We start from the raw sequence: 24,864 nt of genomic DNA, 5'->3' as shown, positions 1-24,864 counted from the left end.
ATAAACATATCTTTATATCTTTCTTGGAGGCCTCGTTGTCCGGTTCCCCGCTCGGTTTCGCGTTGCTGCTCGAAGGCCTCAAGGCGGCCGGCGAGGACACGCGGCTGCGCCTGCTGGCGCTGATCGGCGAGGGCGAGCTGACCGTTTCCGAGCTTACCGAGATTCTGGGCCAGTCGCAGCCGCGAATCTCGCGTCATCTCAAGCTGCTGGCCGAGGCGGGGCTGGTGGAACGGTTCCGCGAGGCGAGCTGGGTGTTCTACCGCCGCGCCGTCGACGCGCCCGGCGCCGCGCTGACCGACGCGCTGCTGGAGCTGGTCGCGCCGGAGGACGACACGCTCCTGCGCGACCGCGAGCGGCTGGAAGCGGTGCGCGCCGCCCGCGCCGCCCACGCACAGGCCTATTTCCGCACCCACGCTCATGAATGGGACGCGCTGCGCCGCCTGCACGCGCCCGAGGAGCAGGTGGAGGCGGCGATCCGGCAGGCGCTGTCCGGGGCGCGTGTCGGCAGCCTGCTGGATCTCGGCACCGGCACCGGCCGCATATTGGAGCTGTTCGCCGACGAGATGGAGCGCGGCGTCGGCATCGACCTCTCGGCCGAGATGCTGGCGGTCGCCCGTGCCAATCTCGACCGCGCCGGCGTGCGCAACGCCACGGTGCGGCAGGGCGACATCTATAATCTCGCGCTGCCGCGCGATGCCTTCGATGTCGTCATCGTCCACCAGGTGCTGCACTTCCTCGAAGACGCGCCGCGTGCCCTGAAGGAGGCGGCGCGTGTGCTGCGCCCCGGCGGGCGGCTGCTGGTGGTGGATTTCGATCCGCACGACCTCGAATTCCTGCGCGAGCAGCACGCCCATCGCCGGCTCGGCTTCGCGCCCGAAATCATGGAGAGCTGGCTCGCCCAGGCCGGCCTCGTGCCGCAGTCCCACCGCCTGCTCGCCCCCAAGGACCATGGAAGGTCCGGGGAGGGACGGCTCACCGTTTCGCTCTGGCTCGCCAGCGACCCGCGTGTCGTGATGGCCGATGCCCCACAAAAGCAGGAGGTCGCCTGATGTCGTCGGATGTCGAGCGCCGCAGCCGCCGCGCCGGCGGGCGGCCCATTTCGGTCTCGTTCGAGTTCTTCCCGCCGAAGACGCCGGAGATGGAAGCCACGCTGTGGAACTCCATCACCCGCCTCGCGCCGCTGGCGCCGAAATTCGTCTCGGTGACCTATGGCGCCGGCGGCTCCACCCGCGAGCGCACCCACGCGACGGTGGAGCGCATCGTGAAGGAAACGCGGCTCGCGCCCGCCGCGCATCTCACCTGCGTCTCCGCTACCCGGGACGAGGTGGACGAGGTGGTGCGCGGCTATTGGGACGCCGGGGTCCGCCACATCGTGGCGCTGCGCGGCGATCCGCCGGGCGGTGTCGGCCAGGCGTATGAGCCGCATGCCGACGGCTACCGCACGACGGCCGACCTCGTTGCCGGCATTCGCCGCATCGCCAATTTCGAGGTGTCGGTCTCGGCCTATCCCGAGAAGCACCCGGAGAGCCCGAGCTTCGACACCGATCTCGATATCCTCGCCGCCAAGGTCGATGCCGGGGCGACGCGCGCCATCACCCAGTGCTTCTTCGACAACGACCTGTATTTCGCGTTTCTCGACAAGGCGCGGGCGCGCGGCATCGATGTGCCCATCGTGCCGGGCATCCTGCCGGTGTCCAACTTCAAGCAGGCGAAGAACTTCTCGACCAAGACCGGCACCTACATGCCGGACTGGCTGGCCGCGCGCTTCGAGGGATTGGACAATGACCCCGAGACCCGCAAGCTGATCGCCGCCGCCGTGGCCGCCGAGCAGGTGTTCGACCTCGTGGATCGCGGGGTCACCGAGTTCCACTTCTACACGCTCAACCGCGCCGACCTCGTCTATGCGGTGTGCCACCTGCTGGGCATCCGCCCGCCGCTGGAGGCAGGGCAGGGCGAAGGCAAGGGACAGGCGGCGGCATGAGAATTTCGCGGTGGGATGCCATATAGTAGGGGCGTTCCACGGAGACGGTCGATGAGCGAGCCGGAGGACGAGATCGTCGCCGAATTGACGGAAATCCTGCACGACATTCAGGCTGGCTTCATGGCGCTTGAACGCAGATTTGACGCCTCAGAGGCTCGCCTTGATGGGCTCGCTCAGAAACTTGACGCAGCGATCGCTGACGCCAAGAAGCGTCAAGATACGTTTCGAAAGGCCCGCGCAATTGATGCCACTTAACCTCTCCCCGTGGGGGAGAGGTCGGCGCGGAGCGCCGGGTGAGGGGATATGACGGTCGAATCGAGCGAGCGCGGCGGCTGAGACCGATCAGACGGACGCCGAAGCTTTCCTCTGGTCGCGGTTGCGCGACCGCCGCCTCGACGGATGGAAGTTTCGCCGGCAGGCGCCGGTCGATAGATACATCGTCGATTTCCTCTGCGTCGATGCAAGGCTGGTCGTTGAGCTCGACGGCGGGCAGCACGCCGTCGAGCGAGACATGCAAAGGACGCGGACGATCGAAGCTTGTGGCTATCTGGTCATCCGTTTCTGGAATAACGACGTGCTGATGAACATGGACGGGGTTCTTGTGCGCATTCTCGAAGCCTTGCGTGCAGCGGCCCCTCACCCCAACCCTCTCCCCGACGGGGAGAGGGAGCAAGAGCGACGGTGACTCTCATGACCCTGGCCGCCTCCGACACCCTTTCCGCCCTGCATCAGGCCGCGCGCGAGCGCATCCTTGTGCTCGACGGGGCCATGGGCACGATGATCCAGCAGCTGAAGCTGGACGAGGCCGGCTATCGCGGCACGCGGTTCACCGACTGGCCGCAGGACGTGAAGGGCAATAACGACCTGCTCAACATCACCGCGCCGGACGCCGTGCGCGACATCCACCTCGCCTATTTCCTGGCGGGGGCGGACATCGTCGAGACCAACACCTTTTCCGGCACCACCATCGCCATGGCCGATTACGGCATGGAGAGCCTGGTCCGCGAGATCAATTTCGAGGGCGCCCGCCTCGCCAAGGAAGCTGCGAAGCTCGCCGAGGCCAAGGACGGCCGCCGCCGCTTCGTCGCGGGCGCCATCGGGCCAACCAACCGCACCGCGTCGATCTCGCCCGATGTGAACGACCCCGGCTTCCGCGCCACCTCCTTCGACGAGCTGGCCACCGCCTATGGCGCGCAGGCGGCGGCGCTGCTGGATGGCGGTGCCGACCTGCTGCTGATCGAGACCATCTTCGACACGCTGAACGCCAAGGCGGCGGTGTTCGCCATCGAGCGGCTGTTCGAAGAGCGCGGCATCCGCGTGCCGGTGATGATCTCCGGCACCATCACCGACCTTTCCGGCCGCACCTTGTCGGGCCAGACCCCGGCGGCGTTCTGGAATTCGCTGCGCCACGCCCAGCCCTTCTCCATCGGGCTGAACTGCGCGCTGGGTGCCAAGGAGATGCGCGCCCATATCGACGAGCTTTCGCGCCTCGCCGACACGCTGGTCTGCGCCTATCCCAATGCCGGCCTGCCCAACGAGTTCGGCCTGTATGACGAGAGCCCGGAGGCGATGGCGCGCCTCGTCGGGGAATTCGCCGCCTCGGGCCTGGTGAACGTCGTCGGCGGCTGCTGCGGCACGACGCCGGACCATATCCGCGCCATTGCCGAGGCGGTGGCGCCGCACGCGCCGCGCGTCATTCCCGAGATCGAGCCGCGCCTGCGGCTGTCGGGGCTGGAGCCGTTCGAGCTCACCCCCATCATCCCCTTCGTCAATGTGGGCGAGCGCACCAACGTCACCGGCTCGGCGCGCTTCCGCAAGCTCATCACCAATGGCGACTACACCGCCGCGCTGGCGGTGGCACGCGACCAGGTGGAGAACGGCGCGCAGATCATCGACATCAACATGGATGAGGGCCTGCTCGATTCCGAGAAGGCGATGGTGACCTTCCTCAACCTGCTCGCCGCTGAGCCGGACATCGCCCGCGTGCCCGTCATGGTCGACAGCTCCAAGTGGAGCGTCATCGAGGCCGGGCTGAAGTGCATCCAGGGCAAGGGCATCGTCAACTCCATCTCTATGAAGGAAGGCGAGGAGGCGTTCCGCCACCATGCCCGGCTGGTGCGTGCCTATGGCGCCGCCGTGGTGGTGATGGCCTTCGACGAGCAGGGCCAGGCCGACACCTATGAGCGCAAGGTGGAAATCTGTGCGCGGGCCTACCGCATCCTCGTGGACGAGGTCGGCTTCCCGCCCGAGGACATCATCTTCGACCCCAATGTCTTCGCAGTGGCGACGGGCATCGAGGAGCATGCCGGCTATGGCGTTGCCTTCATCGAGGCGACCCGTGCCATCCGCCAGCAGCTGCCGCACGCCCATATCTCCGGCGGCGTGTCGAACCTGTCCTTCTCGTTCCGCGGCAACGAACAGGTGCGCGAGGCGATGCACGCGGTGTTCCTGTATCACGCCATCTCGGCGGGCATGGACATGGGCATCGTCAATGCCGGCCAGCTCGCGCCCTATAGCGAGATCGAGCCGGAACTGCGGGAGGCCTGCGAGGACGTGGTGCTCAACCGCCGCGACGATGCCACCGAGCGCCTGCTGGCGCTGGCGGAGCGTTTCCGAGGGGGCGGTCGCGAGAAGAAGGAGGCTGACCTTACTTGGCGCACCTGGCCGGTGGAGAAGCGCATCGCCCACGCGCTGGTCAACGGCATCACCGATTTTGTCGAGGTCGACACCGAGGAAGCGCGCCAGTCGGTCGCCCGGCCGCTCCACGTCATCGAGGGGCCGCTGATGGCCGGCATGAACGTGGTCGGCGACCTGTTCGGCGCCGGCAAGATGTTCCTGCCGCAGGTGGTGAAGTCCGCCCGGGTGATGAAGCAGGCGGTGGCCTATCTCATGCCCTTCATGGAACAGGAGAAGCTGGACAACGGGTCTACAGAGGATTCCTCGGCCGGTAAGGTGCTGATGGCAACCGTGAAGGGCGATGTGCACGACATCGGCAAGAACATCGTCGGCGTCGTGCTCCAGTGCAACAATTACGAGGTGATCGACCTCGGCGTGATGGTGCCGACGGCGAAGATCCTGGAGGCGGCGCGCACGCACAAGGTGGATGTGATCGGCCTGTCCGGCCTCATCACCCCCTCGCTCGACGAGATGGTGCATGTCGCCGCCGAGATGGAGCGCGAAGGCTTCACCGTGCCGCTGCTGATCGGCGGGGCGACGACCTCGCGCGTCCACACGGCGGTGAAGATCGCCCCGCAATATGTGCGGGGGCAGGCCGTCTATGTCACCGATGCCAGCCGGGCGGTGGGCGTGGTCTCCAACCTGCTGAACGACAATACGCGGGCGGACTATGTCGCCAGCCTGCGCGCCGAATACGCCAAGGTCGCCGACGCTCACGCCAAGTCCGACCGCAACAAGGTGCGGGTGAAGCTCGAGGATGCCCGCGCCAACAGGCTGGCGCTGGACTTCGACGCCTATGCGGCGCCGGTGCCGACCTTTCTCGGCACGCGGGTGTTCGACGATTACGATCTCGGCGAGCTGGTGCCCTATATCGACTGGACGCCGTTCTTCCAGTCCTGGGAACTGATCGGCCAGTACCCGCGCATTCTCGACGACGAGAAGGTCGGGGTGGCGGCGCGCGCCCTCTATGACGATGCCCGCAAGATGCTGGACCGCATTGTCGCCGAGAAATGGCTCACAGCCCGCGCGGTGGTCGGTTTCTGGCCGGCCGGCGCGGTGGGCGACGACATCGTGCTGTTCGAGGATGACAGCCGGGCGCGGGAACTCGCCACGCTCCACACGCTGCGCCAGCAAATGGCCAAGCGCGAAGGGCGCACCAACCTCGCTCTAGCCGACTTCATCGCCCCGACCTCCACCGGCGTGCCCGATTATATCGGCGGATTCTGCGTGACGACGGGGTTCGGCGAGCCCGAGCGCTCGGACGCCTTCAAGGCGGGGAATGACGACTATTCCTCGATTCTTCTCAAGGCCTTGGCGGATCGTCTTGCAGAAGCGTTTGCGGAACGCATGCATGAGCGGGTGCGCAAGGAATTCTGGGCTTATGCGCCGGATGAAGAACTTAAGAATGAGAATCTGATTCAAGAGGCCTATCGCGGCATTCGCCCGGCGCCGGGCTATCCGGCGCAGCCGGACCACACGGAAAAAGCGATTCTTTTCAAGCTGCTCGACGCCACTTCTAAGATCGGAGTCGAGTTGACCGAGAGCTTCGCCATGTGGCCGGGAGCGGCGGTGTCGGGGCTGTACTTCGCCCATCCCGAGGCGTCCTATTTCGGCGTTGGCCGCATTGAGCGCGACCAGGTCGAGGATTATGCCGCCCGCAAGGGAATGAGCGTCGAGGAGGCCGAGCGCTGGCTGGCGCCGGTGCTCAATTACAACCCGGTGAGCGCCGCTTCCCTCGCGGCCGAGTAACGAAGATGAGCGCGATCGACGACGATACGCGCCGGGTGCTGTTCTGGGCGCTGGTGGCGTTCGTGGTGTGGGCCGCGGCGGCCTATGTGATGCTGCCGCGCCTGTGGACGCATCACGAGCACCAGCCCGGCATCAAGCGCATGCCGATGGTGACCCAGACCAAGCAGGGCATTCCCGGCGACCCGATCAATGTCGGGCTGGTCGGCAGCCAGGACGACATCATCCACGCCATGAACGCGGCGGGCTGGATGCCGGCCAACCCGGTGACGCTGAAGTCCAGCATCGCCATTGTCGGCTCGGTGCTGCTGCGCCGGCCGGACCCGCAGGCGCCGGTGAGCCCGCTCTTTTATGACGGCCGGGTGGAGGATCTCGCCTTCGAGAAGGAGGTCGGGCGCAGTGCCGACAAGCGCGACCATGTGCGTTTGTGGAGGGTGCTCGACAATGGCAAGGATGGCGGGCCGGTCTGGCTCGGCTCGGCAACCTATGACCGAGGCGTCGGGCTCAGCCACTATACCGGCGCCGTCACCCATCACATCGACGCCAATGTCGACAAGGTGCGCGACCTGCTGATCGGCGATCTCAAGACCGCCGGCATGGTGCAGATGGTCTATCAGGTGACCGGCCTCGGCCCGACCCTGTTCGGCCGCAATGGCGGCGGCGACCGCTACTACACCGATGGCGAGATCGGCTTCGCCAAACTCACGACCAATGGCGCGAAGAACCCCAACCCCCCGACCATCGTCGCCTCGCCGCCAGCGGTGGGGGTGAAGGATGCGGTGTGGAGCGCGGCGGCGTCGCTGCTTGGGGTGAACTGAAGGGCCGGCGGCGCAAGGCCGCCCGCCCGGAGCTTACTGGCTGTCCGGCTGCCAGAGGCTGACGGCACCGGCGTCCACCGCGCGCGGCAGCAGCTTCTCGGCAAAGAACGCGTCGGCGATCTTCTGCTGCTCGGAAAGACCGCCCCGCGTCACGGCGCCGACCTTGTAGCTGCGCCGTCCATTGGCCACCTCGATGGCCGCCGCATCGATGTTCCACAAAGTGGCAAGCGCAGCGGCGGCTTCCTTCGGGTTGGCCTTCACCCAGTCGCCCTTGGCCTTGAGCTGGTCGAACAGGATGGCGACCACCTTGCCGCCTGTGCCGACGAACTCTTCCGAGGCGAGGTAATAGCGCTTGTAGCTGGTCAGACCGTCGCTGCCGTCGATGAGGATGCGGGCCTTGGACTGCGCCTGCGTCGTCGCGAGGAAGGGGTCCCACGCCACCCACGCGTCGACATTGCCGCCGACGAAGGCCGCACGGCCATCGGCCGGGGTTAGATAGGCGGGATCGATGTCCTTGAAGGCGAGGCCGGCCTTGGCGAGGGCGGCGAGGAGCAGATAGTGGCTGCCCGCCCCTTTGGTGACGGCGACCTTCTTGCCCTTCAGCTCCGCCACGGTGGCGACCGGCGAGCCGTCCGGCACGAGGATCGCCTGCGCGGACGGGGAGGGCGCTTCCTCGGCGTAGAACACCAGCTTGGCACCCGCCGCCTGGGCGAACACAGGCACGGTATCGGCGACGTCGGCGGTAACGTCGATCTTGCCGAGGTTCAGCGCCTCCAAGAGCGGCAGGCCGCTGGTGAATTCGTGCCAGCTTACCTTGATGCCGAGCGGCGCCAGCGCCTTCTCGAGCTCGCCATCCACCTTGAGCAGTGCCGTGAGGGTGGATGAGCGCTGATAGCCGATCCGGACGGTATCGGGAGACTGGGCGCGCAGGGGGAGGCTGCCCAGCAGCGCGGCGGCAGCGGCCGCGCCGCCGGCGGCGCGGATGAGGGTTCGACGTGAGACGGTGGCCATTGCGATTTCTCCATTAGTATATCGATTTAATATAATAATAGAGCGCGCGTCTAGCCGTGGCGGCTGGCGGAGCGGTTGTCACACGCAAAAAACCCCGGGCGTTGCCGCCCGGGGTTTCTCTTAAACTGTGCCGAAGCGAGGCGGCGATCAGAACTTGTAGTTCACGCCGGCCTTGATGGTCTGCAGGGTAACGTCGACCTTGGTGTTCGAAGCGCCATCCCAGTTGATGTCGCCGAGATCGGCATAGAGGTACTCGGCCTTGACGGTCCAGTTGTCGGTGACGGCGTATTCGACGCCGCCGCCCAGCGTCCAGCCCCACAGCGTGTCGCTGCGGGAGGCGGTGCCGGACAGGCCGGGAGAATAGGCGCCGTCGACATAAGAGGCCCAGCTCTCGTCAACCTTCACATTGCCCCAGGCGAGACCGCCGGTGACGTAGGGAAGGAAGCGGTCCATCGCGTAGCCGAGGCGAGCGCGGACCGTGCCGAACGATTCGATCTTGGTGGTGATGCTGCCGATATCCTGCAGCGTCGGGTCGCCGAAGTCGAAGGCCGAGTAGCTCAGCTTGTCTTCCAGCGCGCCAAAGTTGAAGTCGGCTTCGGCGCCGAGAACGACATTGTTGCTGAACTGGTAGTTGTAGCCGATCTGCGCGCCGCCGAACCAGCCGGTGGGATCCGAACCGCCGGTGGCGGCCGCCGAGTCCCAGCCGCCATAGTAATAGGCGAGGTAGTTGCCCCAGGGGGCCGAACCCTCACCCCAGCCATAGCCGACATTGCCGCCGATATAGACGCCGGTCCAGGTGAAGACCGGAACATAGGCGATGGGTGCCGCCTTGACCGGGTAGGCCATGTCAGCCGCGAAGGCGGGAACGGCAAGAGCCGCGCCGGCAAGGCTGCCGAGGAGAAGAGACTTGATACGCATGATACGCCCCCGAAGGAAAATGGAAGGAGGCCAACCTAGCGCCGCGTATTTAACAAACCCTCATCCGGCGTGCTTAACAAATCGCTTCTGGGGCGCAACGGGCAGAAAATTTTCGTAAGCGGGGAGACGCTTGGCGCGATCCGGGCGCGTCAGGCGGCGGTGATGGCCCGCTCCAGATACCGCCCGACCTGCATCAGTTCCCGGTCGCGGCCGAAGCGGCCGATCAGTTGGACGCCGATCGGCAGGCCGGTGGCGCCGGTGAGGCCGGTGATGTTGAGGCACGGGCCGCCGGTGAGCGTCCACAGGCGGTTGAAGGCCGGCGAGCCGGTGGTGGCAAAGCCTTCCGGCGCCTCGCCGGCGACCGAGAAGCTCAGCAGCACGTCATGGTCGGCGAACAGGTCGGAGAGCGCATGGCGGGCGCGCCGGGCGGTGCGGCGCGCCGCGTCATACTGCTCGGGCGTGATGGAAGACGCGGTGTCGAGATAGGTCGCCAGCGTCGGCGAGAGCGCCTCGCGGTGGCGGTCCCATTCATCGGCGAAGGCGAGGCTGGCCTCGAAGCCCTGCACCGCGCCGGTGGCCTCGTCGGCGGCCTCGACGGCGTCGGGCAGATCGAGCGCCGTGACCCGCGCGCCGGCCTTGTCGGCGGCCCGGGCGGCGGCATCGAGCGCGGCATGGGCATCGGCGGCGGCGAGATGAGCGCGGGCCGTCTTCACCACGGCGATGCGCGGGGTGGGCATGTCGTCATCGAAGGAGAAGTCGCGGCCGGTCAGCGCTCCCGTCGCGAAGGCGACGTCGGCGACATGGGCGCCGAACAGGCCGATCGTGTCGAGCGACCAGGCGAAGGGCTTCAGCCCGAGCACCGGCAGCAGCTTGAAGGACGGCTTGTAGCCGGTGACGCCGCAGAAGGAGGCGGGCCGGATGACCGACCCGCCGGTCTGGGTGCCGAGCGTGATCGGCAGCATGCCGGCGGCCACCGCCGCGGCGGAACCGGCGGAGGACCCGCCTGGCGAATGGGTGAGCCGGCGCGGGTTGCGCGTCACGCTCGGCTGCATGAAGGCGAATTCCGTCGTCACCAGCTTGCCGGCGATGAGCCCGCCCGCCCGCGCCGCCATGCGCACGATGGCCGCATCCGTGGTCGGGCGGTAGCCGGCGAAGAGCTTGGAACCGCGCTCGGTCGGGAAGTCGACCGTGTCGAGAATATCCTTCACGCCCACCGGCAGGCCGGCGAGCGGCGTCGCCGCGAGTCCCGGCGCGGCGGCGGCCGCCAGCAGCGCGTCGAGATCGAGGCTGGCGAAGGCCCGCACCTCGTCCTCCTGCGCGCGGATCGCCTCGGCGCAGCGTTCGGCGACATCGACCGGGGTGAGGCGTCCGGCATGGACAGCCTGGGCGAGGGCAGCGGCGGAAAGCATCTCTGTCATGGGTCAATGCCTCTCGCACGCGGCACGTCGCCCGGCAAGGGGATGGCCGCCCGGCGCGACCGGCTTTTTCAACGATGACGGAGGGACGGGAGGGCAGGGCGGCGGGTTCGGTGCGTGCGGACGCGACAGGGACGTGGGGATCGAAAAACTTGGCATGCAGTATGCAATAAACTCGGCCTGTCGCTCTTTTGAGGGGTTTGCATCATGCCGATCGTTCTCAACTGCTCCGCCGACCTCGCCCGCAAGCTGATGACATCGCCGCGTCCCAGCTACTGGGGCAGTCTCCACGCCATCCTGATCAAGGCCCATGACCCCGCCGCCGGCGTCTATCACTGGCCGCGCGTGGCCGAGACCGACGAGATGACCGGGATGGGCGCTCCCGGTCCGCGCCACAGGACGGACGGCCCGAGCCTGGGGGGCGCGAAATGAGCCATCTCGTTCTCACCATCTGTCTCCTCGCCAATCCCGGAGCCTGTCGCGAGGAGCGCGTGGCGACGCAGGCCCGCGCCGCGCTCCCCCTCGAATGCACCGCTGCCATGGCCGAATGGGCAACCCAGCATCCTGCCTGGCGGGTGATGAAGTGGCGCTGCGGGCTGATCGAGCACGATATCTGAGACGCGGCCCCGGCGCCGCCGCCGAGTGCTCGCGGGGCGAAGGTTCGCCGGTGCGCCGCAGGGCTGCGCGCCTGGCGTGCCGCGCAGGTGGCATTCGGGTGACGCTGCATCGATTCCGCTCATGTGTGCCGCACGGAATTTCGTTTGAACGCTTGCGTTTAGGGCGGTAAGCGCGGATCGTCTGCAAACGGTCGGGGCGCATGCACGCATGAATATTCTGTCGATCCAGTCCTGGGTGGCCTATGGGCATGTCGGCAATGCCTCGGCCATGTTCCCGATGCAGCGCCTCGGCCACGAGGTGTGGGGCCTGCACACGGTGCAGTTCTCCAACCACACCGGCTACGGCGCCTGGCGCGGCGAGGTGTTCGGCGCCGAGCTGATCCGCGAACTGGTCGGGGGCCTGGAAGACCGCAACGTGCTGCCGCGCTGCGACGGCGTGCTGTCCGGCTATATGGGCGCGGCCGAGATTGGTGACGCCATCCTCGACACGGTCGGCCGGGTGAAGGCCGCCAATGCCGAGGCGCATTATTGCTGCGACCCGGTGATCGGCGATGTCGGGCGCGGCGTCTTCGTGCGGCCGGGCATTCCCGAATTCATGCGCGAGCGGGCGGTGCCGGCGGCAGACCTCATCACGCCGAACCAGTTCGAGCTGGATTATCTCTCCGGGCGCACCTCCTCGACGCTGAGCGGGGCGATCGCCGCCTGCGATGCGGTGCACGCCACCGGGCCGCGCGTCATCATGGTCACCAGCCTGCACACGGAAGACACGCCGGACGATTCCATCGACCTGATGGCGTCCGGCCCGGACGGGCGCTTCCGGCTGCGCACGCCCAAGCTCGACATCTCCGTGAACGGGGCGGGCGACGCCATCGCGGCGCTGTTCTTCGTTCACTGGAAGGCGACGCATTCGACCGCCGAGGCGCTCGCGAAGGCCGCATCCTCGGCCTATGGCCTGCTCGCCCGCACGGCGGCGGCGGGCTCGCGCGAGATTCTCACCGTTGCCGCCCAGGATGAGTTCGTCACCCCGTCCCGCCTCTTCACGCCGGAGAAGATCTGACCGCCATGGCCCGCCGCTTCGTTGTGCTCGACGTCTTCACCGACCGGACCCTGTCCGGCAACCCGCTGGCTGTCGTGCTCGATACGGAAGGGCTCGACGGCAACCACATGCAGGCCATCACCCGCGAGTTCAACCTGTCGGAGACGGTGTTCATCCTGCCGCCGCAGGAAGACGAGAATCGGGCGCGGCTGCGCATCTTCACCAACAGCCATGAACTGCCCTTCGCCGGGCATCCGACGGTGGGGGCGGCGGTGCTGCTCGCCCTGCGCGACGGGGTGACGACCTCCACCGATTTCGTGCTGGAGGAGAATGTCGGCCCGGTCGCCTGCCATGTGAACGTGCGGGGCGAGCATTCCGGCAGCGCCACCTTCACCGTTCCGCGCATTCCCGAGATCGTCGACGCTGCGCCGATGAGCCGGGAAGCCTGCGCGCAGGCGCTGGGCCTCGACACGTCCGATATCGGCTTCGACGCCTATGGCCCGGTGATCGCCTCGGCCGGCGTGCCCTTCGTCTGCGTGCCGCTGGCCTCGCGCTCGGCGCTGGCGCGCATCAGCCCCAGCGCGGCTCGGCTGATCTCCACCTTCGGCGGCGGCGCCGATTCGGTCTATGTCTTCTGCCGCGACGAGGACGGCGAGGGCGATTTCCGCGCCCGCATGTTCGCCGCCAATATGGGCATCGACGAAGACCCGGCGACCGGCTCGGCCGCCGCGTCGCTGGCGGCGGTGCTCATGGCCGGCGAGCGGCCGGGCGATGGCTTCCACGCCTTCGACATCCTGCAGGGCGTCGAGATGGGGCGGCCGAGCCTGGTGCGGCTGGGCCTCAAGGTGGAGGGCGGCGAGCTGATCGCCGTCACCATCGGCGGCGGCGCGGTCATCGTCTCGGAAGGCGTGCTCCATGTCTGAGCGCCCGGCGGGCCGGTGATGTCCGCGCCGGCAGACCCGCTGCGGCTTGTCGCTCTCGACCATGTGGACGCGCGGCTGGCGCCGGCGCCCCGCGCGTTCTCCGCCGAGGAGCGCGTGGCGATCGATGCGCATTTCGCCGCGCGCCTCGCGGCCAATCCGGCACTGTGGAACGGCCGCGTGCTGCTTCTGGCGGAGCATCGCTTCGAGGGGCGCACGCTCACCGCGCGCTATGGCGAGAGCGATTATGCCTCGCTGCTGTGGCTGCTGGCGCAGGAGGGGGCCCACCCCCGGATCCGCGCCTCCTTCGCCATGGGCGCGTTGCGCGGGGCGGATGGCGGCTTCGTGCTGATCCGCATGGCGGCATGGACCGCCAATGCCGGGCGCATCTATTTCGCCGCCGGCACGCCCGACCTCTCCGATGTCGCCGCCGATGGGCGGGTCGATCTCGAAGGCAGCGTGCTGCGCGAAATCGGCGAGGAAACCGGAATTGCCGCCGGTGAACTCACCCTCGCGCCGGGCTGGACCGCCATCCACGATACGCGGCGGGTCGCGCTGATGCGCGAGGTGCGCATCGGCGAAGAGGCCGGGGCGGTCGCCGCGCGGCTGCGCCGGTTCGCTGCCGGGGAGGTGCGGCCGGAGTTCGACGAGGTGCTGGTGGTGCGCGGCCCGCAGGACATCCGCGCGGAGATGCCGCCGCTCGTTCGCCTCTATCTCGCCAAGGCGTGGGAAGAGGGTTGGGGACAGGCTACACTGGGGCCGTGACTTTTCGGACCGGACAGTTCGAAAATGGCATGACGCTCGCATGAGCCGGGCGGGTCGCGGCGCCGCGATGGGGCGGACGACGGGTCCTTTTTCGAGGAGTTCAGAAAATGCTGCGCAAGTCGTCTGGGAGCCTGCCGCTTTTTTCGTCAGGCGTGCTTGATCGGCGGCAGTTGCTTGCCCTCGGCGCGGGCGCTCTCGCCCTGACCGTGGCGGGTCGCGATGCCTTTGCGGCGGGCAAGGCCAAGCCGATCAAGGTGGCCGCCATCTACACCGTTCCGGTGGAGCAGCAATGGGTGTCGCGCATCCACAAGGCGCTGAAGGCCGCCGAGGCGCGCGGCGACATCACCTACAAATTCTCCGAGAACGTCGCCAACACCGATTATGAGCGCGTGATGCGCCAATATTCGGAGGAGGGGGCAGACCTCGTCGTCGGCGAGGTGTTCGCCGTGGAGCGCCCCGCCCGCAAGGTCGCCGCCGACTACCCGAAAACGGCCTATCTCATGGGCTCGTCCTTCGGCCCCACCAAGCCGAACTTCTCGGTGTTCGACAATTTCATCCATGAGCCCTCGTTCCTCACCGGCATGGTGGCGGGCAAGGCCACCAAGTCGAACGTCATCGGCCTTGTCGGCGGCTATGCCATTCCCGAGGTCAACCGGCTGATGCAGGCCTTCATGGAAGGCGCGCTGTCGGTGAACCCGAACGTCAAGTTCATCGTCACCTTCATCAACTCCTGGTACGACCCGCCCAAGGCCAAGGAAGCCGCCTTCGCCCAGATCGACAAGGGCGCGGACGTGCTCTACGCCGAGCGCTTCGGCGTCTCGGACGCCGCCAAGGAGCGCGGCGTGAAGGCGATCGGCAACGTGATCGACACCTCCGGCCAGTACCCCGGCACGATCATCGCCTCCGCCCTGTGGCAGATGGAGCCGACCATCGACAAGGCGATCAAGGAAGTCATGGACGGCACCTTCACCGCCGCCGATTACGGCCCCTACAGCTACATGGCCGAAGGCGGCGCCGGCCTCGCCCCGCTCGACCCCAAGCTGGTGCCGCCCGAGGTGATCGAGATGGTGCTGGCGAAGGAGAAGGAGATCAAGGACGGCCTGTTCCGGGTCAACGTGAACGACGCCGAGCCCAAATCGACGCTGTGAGGCCTCGCCCGACGGTTGTCATCCCCGGGCTTGACCCGGGGATCCATAGCCTTCGTCGCGCCGTCACGTCGTGGATGGCCGGGCCAAGTCCGGCCGTGACGCCCCATCCGCGTTGATCCGGATCGCCGTGCAGGGGCATCCGGGATGACGTCTCTCCCGCGATCACGCCTTCATGGACAGGCACCCATGCACCCCGACCCCCGCCCGCTCGTCCTTTCGCTCGCCGGCATCACCAAGCGGTTCGGGCCGCTGACGGCGAACGACGCCATCGATCTCGACGTTCGGGCCGGCGAGATCGTGGCGCTGCTGGGCGAGAACGGTGCCGGCAAGACGACGCTGATGAGCATCCTGTTCGGCCATTACGTCGCCGACGAGGGCAGCGTCTTCATCGCCGATGCGCAGGGGCAGCTCAGCCCGCTTCCGGGCGGTTCGGCCGAGGCGGCGCTGGCGGCCGGCATCGGCATGGTGCACCAGCATTTCGCCCTTGCCGAGAACCTCACCGGCTTCGAGAACATCGTGCTCGGCACGCAGTCGCTGTGGGGCCTCAAGCTGAAGCAGCGCGCGGCGCGAGCCAAGATCGAGCGGCTCATTGCCGAGAGCGGCCTCGGCGTCGATCTCGACGTGCCGGTGGCGCGGCTTTCGGTGGGCGAGCAGCAGCGCATCGAAATCCTGAAAGCTCTCTACCGCGACGTGCGGGTGCTCATCCTCGACGAGCCCACCGCCGTGCTCACCCCGCAGGAGGCGGACGGCCTCGCCGCCACGGTGCGCGCGCTGGCGGCCAAGGGGCTGGCGGTGATCTTCATCAGCCACAAGCTGCACGAGGTGCTGGCGCTGTGCGAGCGGGTCGTGGTGCTGCGCGGCGGCGCCAAGGTCGCCGACCGGCCCACCGCAGGCGCCGACCGCGCCATGCTCGCCGAGTTGATGGTGGGCCGGGCCATTCCCGCCCGCGATCGCCCGTCCGCCACGCCCGGCGCGCCGGTGCTGAGCCTGAAGGGGGTGAGCGTCGGCATGCCCGGCCAGCGCGACCGGCTGGAGGGTGCCGACCTCGAGGTGCGCGCCGGCGAGATCGTCGGCATCGCCGGGGTTTCCGGCAATGGGCAGGGAGCGCTTGCCGCGCTGGTGGCCGGCCTCGCCAGTGCCCGCGCCGGCGAGGCGCTGCTGGAGGGCGTGCGCCTGGCCGGCGCCAACCCGGCGGCGCGCGTCGCCGCCCATGTCGGCCGCATCCCGGAGGACCGCCACCGCGACGGCACCATCGGCGCGCTGAGCGTGGCGGAGAATTTCGTGCTGGAGACCATTTCCGAGCCGGCCAACCAGCGCGGCGGCATGATCCGCCGGGCCGCCATCCGCGCCCGCGCGGCGGCAGCGATCAAGGCCTATGACGTGCGCTGCCCCGGCCCGGACGCGGCCATCCGCGCGCTGTCGGGCGGCAATATGCAGAAGGTGGTGCTGGCCCGGGTGCTGGAGCGCGAGCCAAGGCTGGTGCTGGCGCACCAGCCGACGCGCGGGCTCGACATCGGCGCCACCACCGATGTGCACCGGCGGCTGATCGCCGCGCGCGGCCGCGGGGCGGCGGTGCTGCTGATCTCCGAGGACCTCGACGAGCTGTTCGCCCTCTCCGACCGCATCGCCGTGGTGCATGCCGGGCATTTGTCGCCGGCGATGCAGGCCGAGGGCCTCGATGTGCGCACCGTCGGCCTGATGATGGCCGGCCATGGCGCGGGGGAGGCGGCGTGATGGCATGCTTTCCCCCGTCATGGCCGGGCGTGGCCCGGTCATCCACGTCTTCCCGGCAACAGGCATGGATCCCCGGGCCAGGCCCGGGGATGACGACCGATCTAACCGGCGCCGTGACCGGAGACCGCGCATGATCCGCTTCGTGCCCCGCGAGCGCACGCCAGTCTGGCTCACGCTCGCCGTGTCGATCGGCGCCGGGCTGGTGGCGCTGGCGCTCACCGCCATTCCGCTGGCGCTGGCCGGTGCGCCTGTCTTCACCGCCCTTGCGCTGATGGCGCAGGGGGCGGCCGGCAACGGTTTCGCGCTGGCCGAGACGCTGACGCGGGCGACGCCGCTGATCTTCACCGGCCTCGCCGCCGCCGTCGCCTTCCGTGCCAAGCTCTGGAACATCGGCGCCGAGGGGCAGCTCTATGCCGGTGCGCTCGCCGCCGTGGCGCTGGGCGCGGGAATGATCGAGGCGCCGTCCTATGTGCTGGTGCCGCTGGTTCTGGTGGGCGCGGCAGCGGCAGGGGCGGCGCTGTTGCTGGTGCCGGTGCTGTTCAAGACCCGCTTCGGCGCCGACGAGGTGGTGGTCACGCTGCTGCTGAACTTCATCGTCCTGCTCTTCGTGCAGATGATGCTGGAAGGGCCGATGAAGGACGAGATGGCGCTGGGCTGGCCGCAATCGGCGCCGATGCTGGACGAGGCGACGCTGCCCAAGCTGGTGGCGGGGTGGCGGCTGCACGGGGGGCTGGTGCTCGCCATTCTCGCCGCCGTGGTGCTGCACGTCTTCATCACCCGCACCGTCTGGGGCTTCCGCATCCGCGCCGTCGGCGAGAATGCCCGCGCCGCCCGCTATGCCGGGCTGCCGGTGGGCAAGGCGATGGCGCTGGTCGGCATCCTTTCCGGCGGGCTCGCCGGGCTCGCCGGAGCGAGCGAGGTGGCGGGGCTGAAGGGCTATCTCACCGCCGATCTCTCGCCCGGCTTCGGCTATGCCGGCATCGTGGTGGCGACGCTGGCGAACCTCTCGCCGCTCGGCGTTATCCCCGCCGCGATTTTCGTCGCGGGCGTGTTTGTCGGGGCGGATTCGATGAGCCGGGCCATCGGCGTCTCGAACTATCTCGCCGACCTCGTCGTCGCGTTCGCTCTGCTCAGCGTGCTGGTCGGCGGCCTGCTGACACGCTTCCGCATCGTCTTCGTGCGCCGGGGGACCGCCTGATGTGGGAGGCGCTCGACATCCTCACCCAGGCGAACTTCTGGGCGGCAACCATCCGCATCGCCACGCCGCTGATCTTCGGCGTGCTCGGCGCGCTCCTGTGCGAGCGGGCCGGGGTGCTCAATCTCGGCATCGAGGGCATTTTCGTCGCCGGCGCCATGTCCGGCTGGCTGGCGGTCTATCTCGGCCTGCCGCTGTGGGGCGGGGTGCTGGTGGCGGCAATGGTGGGAGCGCTGTTCGGCCTCATTCACGGCGTGCTCACCGTGCCGCTCGGCCTGTCGCAGCATGTCACCGGCATCGGGGTGACGCTGCTGGCGACCTCGGTGGCCTATTTCGGCTACCGCGTGGCCTTCCCCAACGTGGCGACGCCGCCGCGCATCGAGGCGTTCCCGCCGCTCGACGTGCCGCTGCTGGGAGACCTGCCCTTCATCGGGCCGATCCTCGCCCAGCAGACCGGCTTCACCGTGCTGGCCTTCGCCTGTGTCGGGGTTCTCGCCTTCGTGCTGGGGCGCACGCCGCTGGGCCTCGCGCTACGGGCGGTGGGCGATAACCCGGAGGCGGTGGAGGCGCAGGGGCTCTCCGTGGTGGCGCTGCGCATCGGCGCGGTCATGGCCGGCTCGGCGCTGATGGCGCTGGGCGGGGCGTTCCTCACCCTCTCGGCGTTCAACGCCTTCTATTTCGGCATGATCAACGGGCGCGGCTGGGTGTGTATCGCGCTCACCGTCTTCGCCTCGTGGCGGCCGGGCAAGGCGCTGCTCGGGGCGCTGCTGTTCGGCGCGCTCGACGCCTACCAGCTGCGCATCCAGACCATTGCCGGCGGTGTGGTGCCGAGCCAGATTTTCCTGATGCTGCCCTATATCTTCTCCATTGCCGCGCTTGTGCTGGTCGCCCGCCGCGCGGACTATCCCCGCGCTTTGATGAAGCCTTACTTCAAGGGCCAACGGTAAGTCTGGATCCGCGATGAGTGTCGAACTTCTGGTGAAGAATGCGCGCCTGCCCGACGGGCGCACGGGAATGGACATTGCCTGCGAGGGCGGACGCATCCTCGCCGTCGAGCCGGGCATCGAGCTGGAGGCCGGGCGCGTCATCGAGGCGGATGGCAAGCTGGTGGCGCCACCCTTCGTCGACGCGCATTTCCACATGGACGCGACGCTCTCGCTCGGCCTGCCGCGCCTGAACGAATCCGGCACGCTGCTGGAAGGCATCGCGCTGTGGGGCGAGCTGAAGCCGACGCTGACGCATGAGGCGGTGATCGAGCGCGCGCTGCGCTATTGCGACCTCGCGGTGAGCCAGGGCCTGCTCGCCATCCGCAGCCATGTCGACATTTGCGACGACCGCCTGCTGGCGGCAGAGGCGCTGCTCGATGTGCGCGAGAAGGTGAAGGACTATATCGACCTCCAGCTCGTCGCTTTCCCGCAGGATGGCTTTTACCGCTCGCCCCATGCGGCGGCGAACCTGACGCGCGCGCTCGACATGGGCCTCGACGTGGTCGGCGGCATCCCGCATTTCGAGCGGACCATGGCGGACGGCGCCGCCTCGCTGAAAGCCCTGTGCGAGATCGCGGCGGCACGCGGCCTGCGCGTCGACATCCATTGCGACGAGAGCGACGATCCGCTTTCGCGCCATATCGAGGCGCTGGCCTATGAGACGCAGCGGCTCGGCCTGCAGGGGCGGGTGACCGGCTCGCACCTCACCTCCATGCACTCCATGGACAGCTACTACGTCTCCAAGCTCATCCCGCTGATCGCGGAAGCCGGCGTGCACGCCATCGCCAACCCGCTGATCAACATCACCCTGCAGGGCCGGCACGACAGCTACCCCAAGCGGCGCGGCATGACGCGGGTGCCGGAACTGCGGGCGGCGGGCGTCAATGTCGCCTTCGGCCATGACTGCGTGATGGACCCCTGGTACTCGCTCGGCTCCGGCGACATGCTGGAGGTGGCGCATATGGCGCTGCATGTCGGCCAGATGACCTCGCGCGAGGCCATGGGCTGGTGCTTCGAGGCGGTGACCGCCAATCCCGCCAAGATCATGGGGCTGGAAGGCTATGGCGTGGCGCCCGGCTGCAACGCCGATTTCGTGGTGCTGCAGGCGGCGGACCCGATCGAGGCGATCCGGCTGAAGGCCGCAAGGCTCTTTGTGGTGCGGCGCGGACGGGTTGTCGCCGAGGGCGCGCCGCGCGTCTCGGTGCTGGATTTGCCCGGCCGGCCGGGGCTGGTCGACCCGTCGGCCTACGCGCCGGGGGCTGGTAGCTGACAGACATCCATGCCCGCGTCATGGCCGGGCTTGACCCGGCCATCCACGTCTTGGGGAAGGCGGACGCCAAGGCGTTGATGCTAAGGCGTGGATCCCCGGGTCAAGCCCGGGGATGACGTCGTGCGGGTTGCGGCGCCGCTTCAGTACTGGCTGCCCGGCAGCACGATGACCGTGGGTTTCGTCGGCAGGGTCTCGCGCGAGAGGACAAGTTCGGGGCTCTCGCGCCGCTCGATCACATAGTCCTGGCCGGCGAAGCGGGTGAGGAAGTTCTCCAGCGTGCTCTCGTTGAAATAGTGCATCGGGATGATGACGGGGGCCTCCAGGGCTTTCAGCACCTCGATCATGCCGTCCATGTCCAGCGTATAGCTGCCATCCACCGGCGCCAGCACCACGTCGAGCCGCCCCAGCGCGCCGATATCGTCATGGGTCAGCGTGTGGTGCAGGTGGCCGAGATGGCCGATGCAGAGGTCGGCGGCGCGAAAGACGAAGATCGAATTGCCGTTGCGGATCGTGTCGCCGCGCCAGTCGCGGATATTTGTCTGCAGATTGCCGACCCACAGATCGTCGATGTCGAGGTTGTAGTGAACCGGGTCGCGGTCCTCGCGCCAGCCCTTCAGCACATGCTCGATGCCCGGATCGGGGTTGAGCGAATAATGCGTCGAATGCGCCCGGTTCATGGTGGCGACGCGCGGCACCACAGAGGGGCGGACATAGTCATTATAGTCGGTCGCCACGGTGACGCCGCCGGCGGTCTCGATCAGGAAGGTCGAGTGGCCGATATAGGTAAGCCCCACCTGGCGCGGCGCCACATAGGCGGCGGGCAGGGCGCGGGACCCCAGATGCTTGAGGAACGGGTTCTCCGCCACCAGCTTCGGGCAGCGCTCCGCCTGGGCGGCGGCGGGCGTGGCGCCCGAGACCAGCATGAGGCCGAGGAGGAGGGCGGACCAGAATCGGGGCAACCAGGGTTGGGCGATGCGCGGCAGGGGGCACTGCATGGGCGAGGCTCCGGGCTGGCGTTCCCGGCATCATCCGCGCTCCCTTGCGTCAGCGCGAGTAACAGTTTCGTGGCGGGGGCGGCGTTTCCGCGCCGGCCGTCACCCCTGCGCCTGGCCCGTCATCCCGGACGGCCCCCGGCCGATCCGGGATCGCGTACCGGTGTCGAGCGGGCCGGCGATCGATCCCGGCTCTCCGCTAAGCTCCGGCCGGGATGACGACAGGGGGGCGGCCCGGACGGTCTTGCCCCGCAGTCCCCCACTCAGCGCAGGAACGGGTTGGTGCGCTTCTCCAGCGCGATATTGGTGGCGTTGCCATGGCCCGGCAGCACGGTGAAGGCGTCGCCGAGCGGGAGAATCTTCTCCTTGATGCCCTTGATGAGCAGCGGCCCGTCGCCATAGGGAAAATCGGTGCGCCCGACCGAGCGCTGGAACAGCGTGTCGCCAACGATGGCGAGCCGGTTGTCGCGGTTTACCAGCACGATATGGCCCGGGGTGTGGCCGGGCACGTGCAGCACGTCGAAGGAGAGGCCGCCAATATCGACCGTGTCGCCCTCGTCCAGCCAGCGGCCCGGGGTGACCGCGCGGCCCGGAATGCCGGTGCGCTCGCCGTCGGCGGGCAGGTTGTCGAGCAGGAACTTGTCGCCGAGATGCGGGCCTTCCACCGGAATCTTCAGCGTTTCCGCCAGTTCCGCCGCGCCCGCCGCATGGTCGACATGGCCGTGGGTGAGCACGATCTTCTCGGCCGTGACCTCCAGTTCCTCCAGCGCCGCAAGGATGCGGGGCAGGTCGCCGCCCGGGTCGATCACCGCGCCCCGCTTGGTGGTTTCGTCCCAGACGATCGAGCAGTTCTGCTGGAACGGGGTGACGGGAACGAGGGCGACCTTGAGTTCGGGCATGGGGGCTCCTTGGAAACAAGCCGCCGGAATGTGGTCGAACACATGCCAGTGCGCAAGGCGCCGCCTTGTGGCGTAACGGCGCCAATGCTATCCCGCCCGGCATGAGCACCGAGCCGATCGACAACATCCGCAACTTCTCCATCGTCGCCCATATCGACCATGGGAAGTCGACCCTCGCCGACCGCCTGATCCAGATCACCGGCGGGCTGTCGGAGCGCGAGATGTCCGAGCAGGTGCTCGACAGCATGGATATCGAGCGCGAGCGCGGCATCACCATCAAGGCGCAGACCGTGCGGCTGTCCTACACGGCCAAGGACGGCAAGGACTATGTCCTCAACCTCATCGACACGCCCGGCCATGTCGACTTCGCCTATGAGGTGAACCGCTCCCTCGCCGCCGTCGAGGGCTCGCTGCTGGTGGTCGACGCCAGCCAGGGCGTCGAGGCTCAGACGCTGGCCAATGTCTACCAGGCCATCGACAATAATCACGAGATCGTCCCGGTCCTCAACAAGGTCGACCTGCCGGCCGCCGAGCCGGAAAAGGTGAAGGCGCAGATCGAGGACGTGATCGGGCTCGATGCCTCGCAGGCCATCCTCATCTCGGCCAAGACCGGCATCGGCATCCCGGATGTGCTGGAAGCCATCGTCACCCGCCTGCCGCCGCCCAGGGGAGACCGCACCGCGCCGCTGAAGGCGCTGCTGGTCGACAGCTGGTACGACGTCTATCTCGGCGTCGTCGTGCTGGTGCGCATCGTCGACGGCACGATGAAGAAGGGCATGCGCATCAAGATGATGCAGACCGGCGCCGTCTATGAGGTGGACCGGGTCGGCGTGTTCACGCCCAAGCTCACCGTGATGGCGGAACTCGGCACCGGCGAGATCGGCTTCCTCACCGGCTCGATCAAGGAAGTCGCCGATACCCGCGTCGGCGACACCATTACCGACGAGAAGCGTCCCACGTCCGAAGCGCTGCCCGGCTTCAAGCCGGCGCAGCCGGTGGTGTTCTGCGGCCTGTTCCCGGTCGACGCGGCCGATTTCGAGGACCTGCGGGCCGCCATGGGCAAGCTGCGCCTCAACGATGCCAGCTTCTCCTTCGAGATGGAGACGAGCGCCGCGCTCGGCTTCGGCTTCCGCTGCGGGTTCCTCGGCCTGCTGCATCTGGAAATCATCCAGGAGCGGCTGGAGCGCGAGTTCAACCTCGACCTCATCGCCACCGCTCCCTCGGTCATCTACGAGATCGAGATGAACGATGGCAGCGTGATCGACATGCATAACCCGGCCGACATGCCGGACGTCATCAAGATCAAGGAAATCCGCGAGCCGTGGATCCGCGCCACCATCCTGACGCCGGACGAGTATCTCGGCTCGGTGATCAAGCTGTGCCAGGACCGGCGCGGCAGCCAGATCGAGCTGACCTATGTCGGCGCGCGCGCCATGCTCACCTATGACCTGCCGCTCAACGAGGTGGTGTTCGATTTCTACGACCGGCTGAAGTCGATCTCGAAGGGCTACGCCTCCTTCGACTACCAGATCACCGACTACCGGCCGGGCGACCTCGTGAAGATGTCGATCCTGGTCAATGCCGAGCCGGTGGACGCGCTGTCCATGCTGGTGCACCGCACCCGCGCCGAATATCGCGGCCGGGCGATGTGCGAGAAGCTGAAGGACCTCATTCCGCAGCATCTGTTCCAGATCCCGATCCAGGCCTCGATAGGCGCCAAGATCATTGCCCGCGAAACCATCAAGGCCCTGCGCAAGGACGTGACCGCCAAATGCTATGGCGGCGACATCTCCCGCAAGCGCAAGCTGCTGGACAAGCAGAAAGAGGGCAAGAAGAAGATGCGCCAGTTCGGCCGCGTCGAAATCCCCCAGGAAGCCTTCATCGCTGCCCTGAAAGTCGACGACTGAGGCGCCGGCTACCCAAGCCGGGCGTTTCGTGGTGACATCTGCCTCCCTGCGTCACTGAATGGGAGGTTGGGCCATGTATAAATTCGAAGTCTACAAGGACAAGGCGGGCGAGTTCCGCTTCCGCTTCCGGGCCTCTAACGGCGAGGCGATGGTCTCGTCGGAAGGCTACAAGGCCAAAGCGTCGGCGCTTGGCGCGATCGAATCCATCAAGAAGAACGCCCCTGGCGCGGACATCGTCGACACGACGAAAGATGCCGAAACCTGAACGGGCCGCTTTGCCCGCCGCACACATGAGAACGGCCGGGCTCACGCCCGGCCGTTGCGTTTCATGCCCGCCGCGTCAGATCACGTAAGGGGGCACGTGATAATAGTCGTTCACCTTGCGGTCCCAGTCGCGGTCCTTCCACGCCCGGTCATCCGAACTTGCGTGGTGGGGCGCGCCCTGGAGCTGCTCCTCGGTGATGTCGACGACATAGCCGTCGAGCGTCTCGTCGTACTTCAGGAGCGACCAGGGGAGGGGGTAATAGTCCTCGCCGAAGCCGAGGAAGCCGCCGAAGCTCATTACCGCATAGGCGGTCTGTCCGGTGAGCTTGTCGATCATCACCCGTTCGATGCCACCGATACGCTCGCCATCCGGGCGATAGACCGCCGTGCCTTCAACCTTGTCGCTTCCGATCAGCGTGCGGGTTTCGCGCGCGTCGACATTCTGTTGCGTCGTCTGCATTCTGGCCTCCCGTTTCTGACAACTTCACACAGGCAACGTGCTGAGCCGGCGGGGGTTCCCGAAACGTCACCTGCGCGTGCCGGCCGCCGATCGATCCGGCCGCAAG

Annotated in this window: 24 protein-coding genes; 18 read left to right on the top strand and 6 right to left on the bottom strand. The window is 67.8% G+C overall.

Annotated elements, in window-relative coordinates:
- Positions 1-35: 35 nt before the first annotated feature.
- The 6 genes from ACQY76_RS20995 to ACQY76_RS20970 all read left to right on the top strand — a co-directional run bounded on the left by ACQY76_RS20995 (position 36) and on the right by ACQY76_RS20970 (position 7,221).
- Positions 36-1,049, top strand: a complete 1,014-nt coding sequence (locus tag ACQY76_RS20995; RefSeq protein WP_428030619.1) for an ArsR/SmtB family transcription factor — start codon at positions 36-38, stop codon at positions 1,047-1,049.
- Positions 1,049-1,981: a methylenetetrahydrofolate reductase [NAD(P)H] gene (gene metF, locus ACQY76_RS20990; protein ID WP_428030618.1), complete on the top strand. Its 933-nt coding sequence runs from the start codon at positions 1,049-1,051 to the stop codon at positions 1,979-1,981. Before ACQY76_RS20995 ends, metF begins: the two co-directional genes overlap by 1 nt.
- Positions 1,982-2,032: 51 nt before the next feature.
- A complete protein-coding gene (locus ACQY76_RS20985) occupies positions 2,033-2,236 on the top strand; it encodes a hypothetical protein (protein WP_428030617.1) in 204 nt (67 codons plus the stop codon).
- 121 nt (positions 2,237-2,357) lie between these two features.
- A complete protein-coding gene (locus ACQY76_RS20980) occupies positions 2,358-2,666 on the top strand; it encodes an endonuclease domain-containing protein (RefSeq protein WP_428030616.1) in 309 nt (102 codons plus the stop codon).
- A gap of 5 nt (positions 2,667-2,671) precedes the next feature.
- A complete protein-coding gene (gene metH, locus ACQY76_RS20975; RefSeq protein WP_428030615.1) occupies positions 2,672-6,406 on the top strand; it encodes a methionine synthase in 3,735 nt (1,244 codons plus the stop codon).
- Positions 6,407-6,411: 5 nt separating this feature from the next.
- Positions 6,412-7,221: an LssY C-terminal domain-containing protein gene (locus ACQY76_RS20970; RefSeq protein ID WP_428030614.1), complete on the top strand. Its 810-nt coding sequence runs from the start codon at positions 6,412-6,414 to the stop codon at positions 7,219-7,221.
- A 33-nt stretch (positions 7,222-7,254) separates the two neighbouring features.
- Here ACQY76_RS20970 and ACQY76_RS20965 read toward each other — a convergent pair whose 3' ends face one another.
- From ACQY76_RS20965 to ACQY76_RS20955, 3 genes are all read right to left on the bottom strand, one after another.
- Positions 7,255-8,232 (bottom strand): aliphatic sulfonate ABC transporter substrate-binding protein, encoded by a 978-nt coding sequence (locus ACQY76_RS20965; RefSeq protein WP_428030613.1) that lies wholly within the window; start codon positions 8,230-8,232, stop codon positions 7,255-7,257.
- Between the two features lie 147 nt (positions 8,233-8,379).
- On the bottom strand, positions 8,380-9,150 hold the full coding sequence (locus tag ACQY76_RS20960) for an outer membrane protein (RefSeq protein WP_428030612.1): 771 nt from the start codon (positions 9,148-9,150) through the stop codon (positions 8,380-8,382).
- 149 nt (positions 9,151-9,299) lie between these two features.
- Entirely contained in the window at positions 9,300-10,568 is a 1,269-nt protein-coding gene (locus ACQY76_RS20955) for an amidase (RefSeq protein ID WP_428030611.1), read from the bottom strand.
- A 204-nt stretch (positions 10,569-10,772) separates the two neighbouring features.
- On the opposite strand from ACQY76_RS20955, the gene ACQY76_RS20950 reads away from it, so the two are divergent.
- The 10 genes from ACQY76_RS20950 to ACQY76_RS20905 all read left to right on the top strand — a co-directional run bounded on the left by ACQY76_RS20950 (position 10,773) and on the right by ACQY76_RS20905 (position 20,236).
- A complete protein-coding gene (locus ACQY76_RS20950; protein ID WP_428030610.1) occupies positions 10,773-10,997 on the top strand; it encodes a hypothetical protein in 225 nt (74 codons plus the stop codon).
- Positions 10,994-11,182 (top strand): hypothetical protein, encoded by a 189-nt coding sequence (locus tag ACQY76_RS20945; protein ID WP_428030609.1) that lies wholly within the window; start codon positions 10,994-10,996, stop codon positions 11,180-11,182. Before ACQY76_RS20950 ends, ACQY76_RS20945 begins: the two co-directional genes overlap by 4 nt.
- 208 nt (positions 11,183-11,390) lie before the next feature.
- The gene (gene pdxY, locus ACQY76_RS20940) at positions 11,391-12,239 is read left to right on the top strand and encodes a pyridoxal kinase PdxY (RefSeq protein WP_428030608.1); all 849 of its coding nucleotides are present in this window, start codon (positions 11,391-11,393) and stop codon (positions 12,237-12,239) included.
- A gap of 5 nt (positions 12,240-12,244) precedes the next feature.
- Positions 12,245-13,141, top strand: coding sequence for a PhzF family phenazine biosynthesis protein (locus tag ACQY76_RS20935; RefSeq protein ID WP_428030607.1), 897 nt, complete (start codon positions 12,245-12,247; stop codon positions 13,139-13,141).
- Positions 13,142-13,159: 18 nt separating this feature from the next.
- Positions 13,160-13,903, top strand: coding sequence for an NUDIX hydrolase (locus ACQY76_RS20930; RefSeq protein WP_428030606.1), 744 nt, complete (start codon positions 13,160-13,162; stop codon positions 13,901-13,903).
- A gap of 107 nt (positions 13,904-14,010) precedes the next feature.
- Positions 14,011-15,051 carry a BMP family protein gene (locus ACQY76_RS20925; protein WP_428030605.1) on the top strand — a complete coding sequence of 347 codons (1,041 nt, stop codon included), beginning with the start codon at positions 14,011-14,013 and terminating at the stop codon, positions 15,049-15,051.
- Between the two features lie 186 nt (positions 15,052-15,237).
- On the top strand, positions 15,238-16,785 hold the full coding sequence (locus tag ACQY76_RS20920) for an ABC transporter ATP-binding protein (protein ID WP_428030604.1): 1,548 nt from the start codon (positions 15,238-15,240) through the stop codon (positions 16,783-16,785).
- Positions 16,786-16,915: 130 nt separating this feature from the next.
- Positions 16,916-17,983: an ABC transporter permease gene (locus ACQY76_RS20915; RefSeq protein WP_428030603.1), complete on the top strand. Its 1,068-nt coding sequence runs from the start codon at positions 16,916-16,918 to the stop codon at positions 17,981-17,983.
- The gene (locus tag ACQY76_RS20910; RefSeq protein ID WP_428030602.1) at positions 17,983-18,927 is read left to right on the top strand and encodes an ABC transporter permease; all 945 of its coding nucleotides are present in this window, start codon (positions 17,983-17,985) and stop codon (positions 18,925-18,927) included. Before ACQY76_RS20915 ends, ACQY76_RS20910 begins: the two co-directional genes overlap by 1 nt.
- A gap of 13 nt (positions 18,928-18,940) precedes the next feature.
- The gene (locus ACQY76_RS20905) at positions 18,941-20,236 is read left to right on the top strand and encodes an amidohydrolase family protein (RefSeq protein WP_428030601.1); all 1,296 of its coding nucleotides are present in this window, start codon (positions 18,941-18,943) and stop codon (positions 20,234-20,236) included.
- Between the two features lie 140 nt (positions 20,237-20,376).
- Here ACQY76_RS20905 and ACQY76_RS20900 read toward each other — a convergent pair whose 3' ends face one another.
- Together ACQY76_RS20900 and ACQY76_RS20895 are read right to left on the bottom strand one after the other, a co-directional pair.
- Positions 20,377-21,231: an MBL fold metallo-hydrolase gene (locus ACQY76_RS20900; protein WP_428030600.1), complete on the bottom strand. Its 855-nt coding sequence runs from the start codon at positions 21,229-21,231 to the stop codon at positions 20,377-20,379.
- Between the two features lie 260 nt (positions 21,232-21,491).
- Complete coding sequence (locus ACQY76_RS20895; RefSeq protein WP_428030599.1) at positions 21,492-22,127, bottom strand: MBL fold metallo-hydrolase; 636 nt, start codon at positions 22,125-22,127, stop codon at positions 21,492-21,494.
- 101 nt (positions 22,128-22,228) lie between these two features.
- Between ACQY76_RS20895 and lepA the strand changes: the two genes are divergently transcribed.
- Together lepA and ACQY76_RS20885 are read left to right on the top strand one after the other, a co-directional pair.
- Positions 22,229-24,034, top strand: a complete 1,806-nt coding sequence (gene lepA, locus ACQY76_RS20890; protein WP_428030598.1) for a translation elongation factor 4 — start codon at positions 22,229-22,231, stop codon at positions 24,032-24,034.
- Positions 24,035-24,107: 73 nt separating this feature from the next.
- Positions 24,108-24,299 carry a YegP family protein gene (locus tag ACQY76_RS20885; protein WP_428030597.1) on the top strand — a complete coding sequence of 64 codons (192 nt, stop codon included), beginning with the start codon at positions 24,108-24,110 and terminating at the stop codon, positions 24,297-24,299.
- 75 nt (positions 24,300-24,374) lie between these two features.
- Here the strand turns inward: ACQY76_RS20885 and ACQY76_RS20880 are convergent, their stop codons facing one another.
- Positions 24,375-24,758: a PRC-barrel domain-containing protein gene (locus ACQY76_RS20880; RefSeq protein ID WP_428030596.1), complete on the bottom strand. Its 384-nt coding sequence runs from the start codon at positions 24,756-24,758 to the stop codon at positions 24,375-24,377.
- Between the last annotated feature and the right edge of the window lie 106 nt (positions 24,759-24,864).

Origin of the sequence: Ancylobacter sp., assembly GCF_965279025.1 — a bacterium.
Classification (GTDB): Bacteria; Pseudomonadota; Alphaproteobacteria; order Rhizobiales; family Xanthobacteraceae; genus Ancylobacter.
Note: the sequence above shows the minus strand (reverse complement) of the source record. Positions and strands in the feature narration are given on the sequence as shown.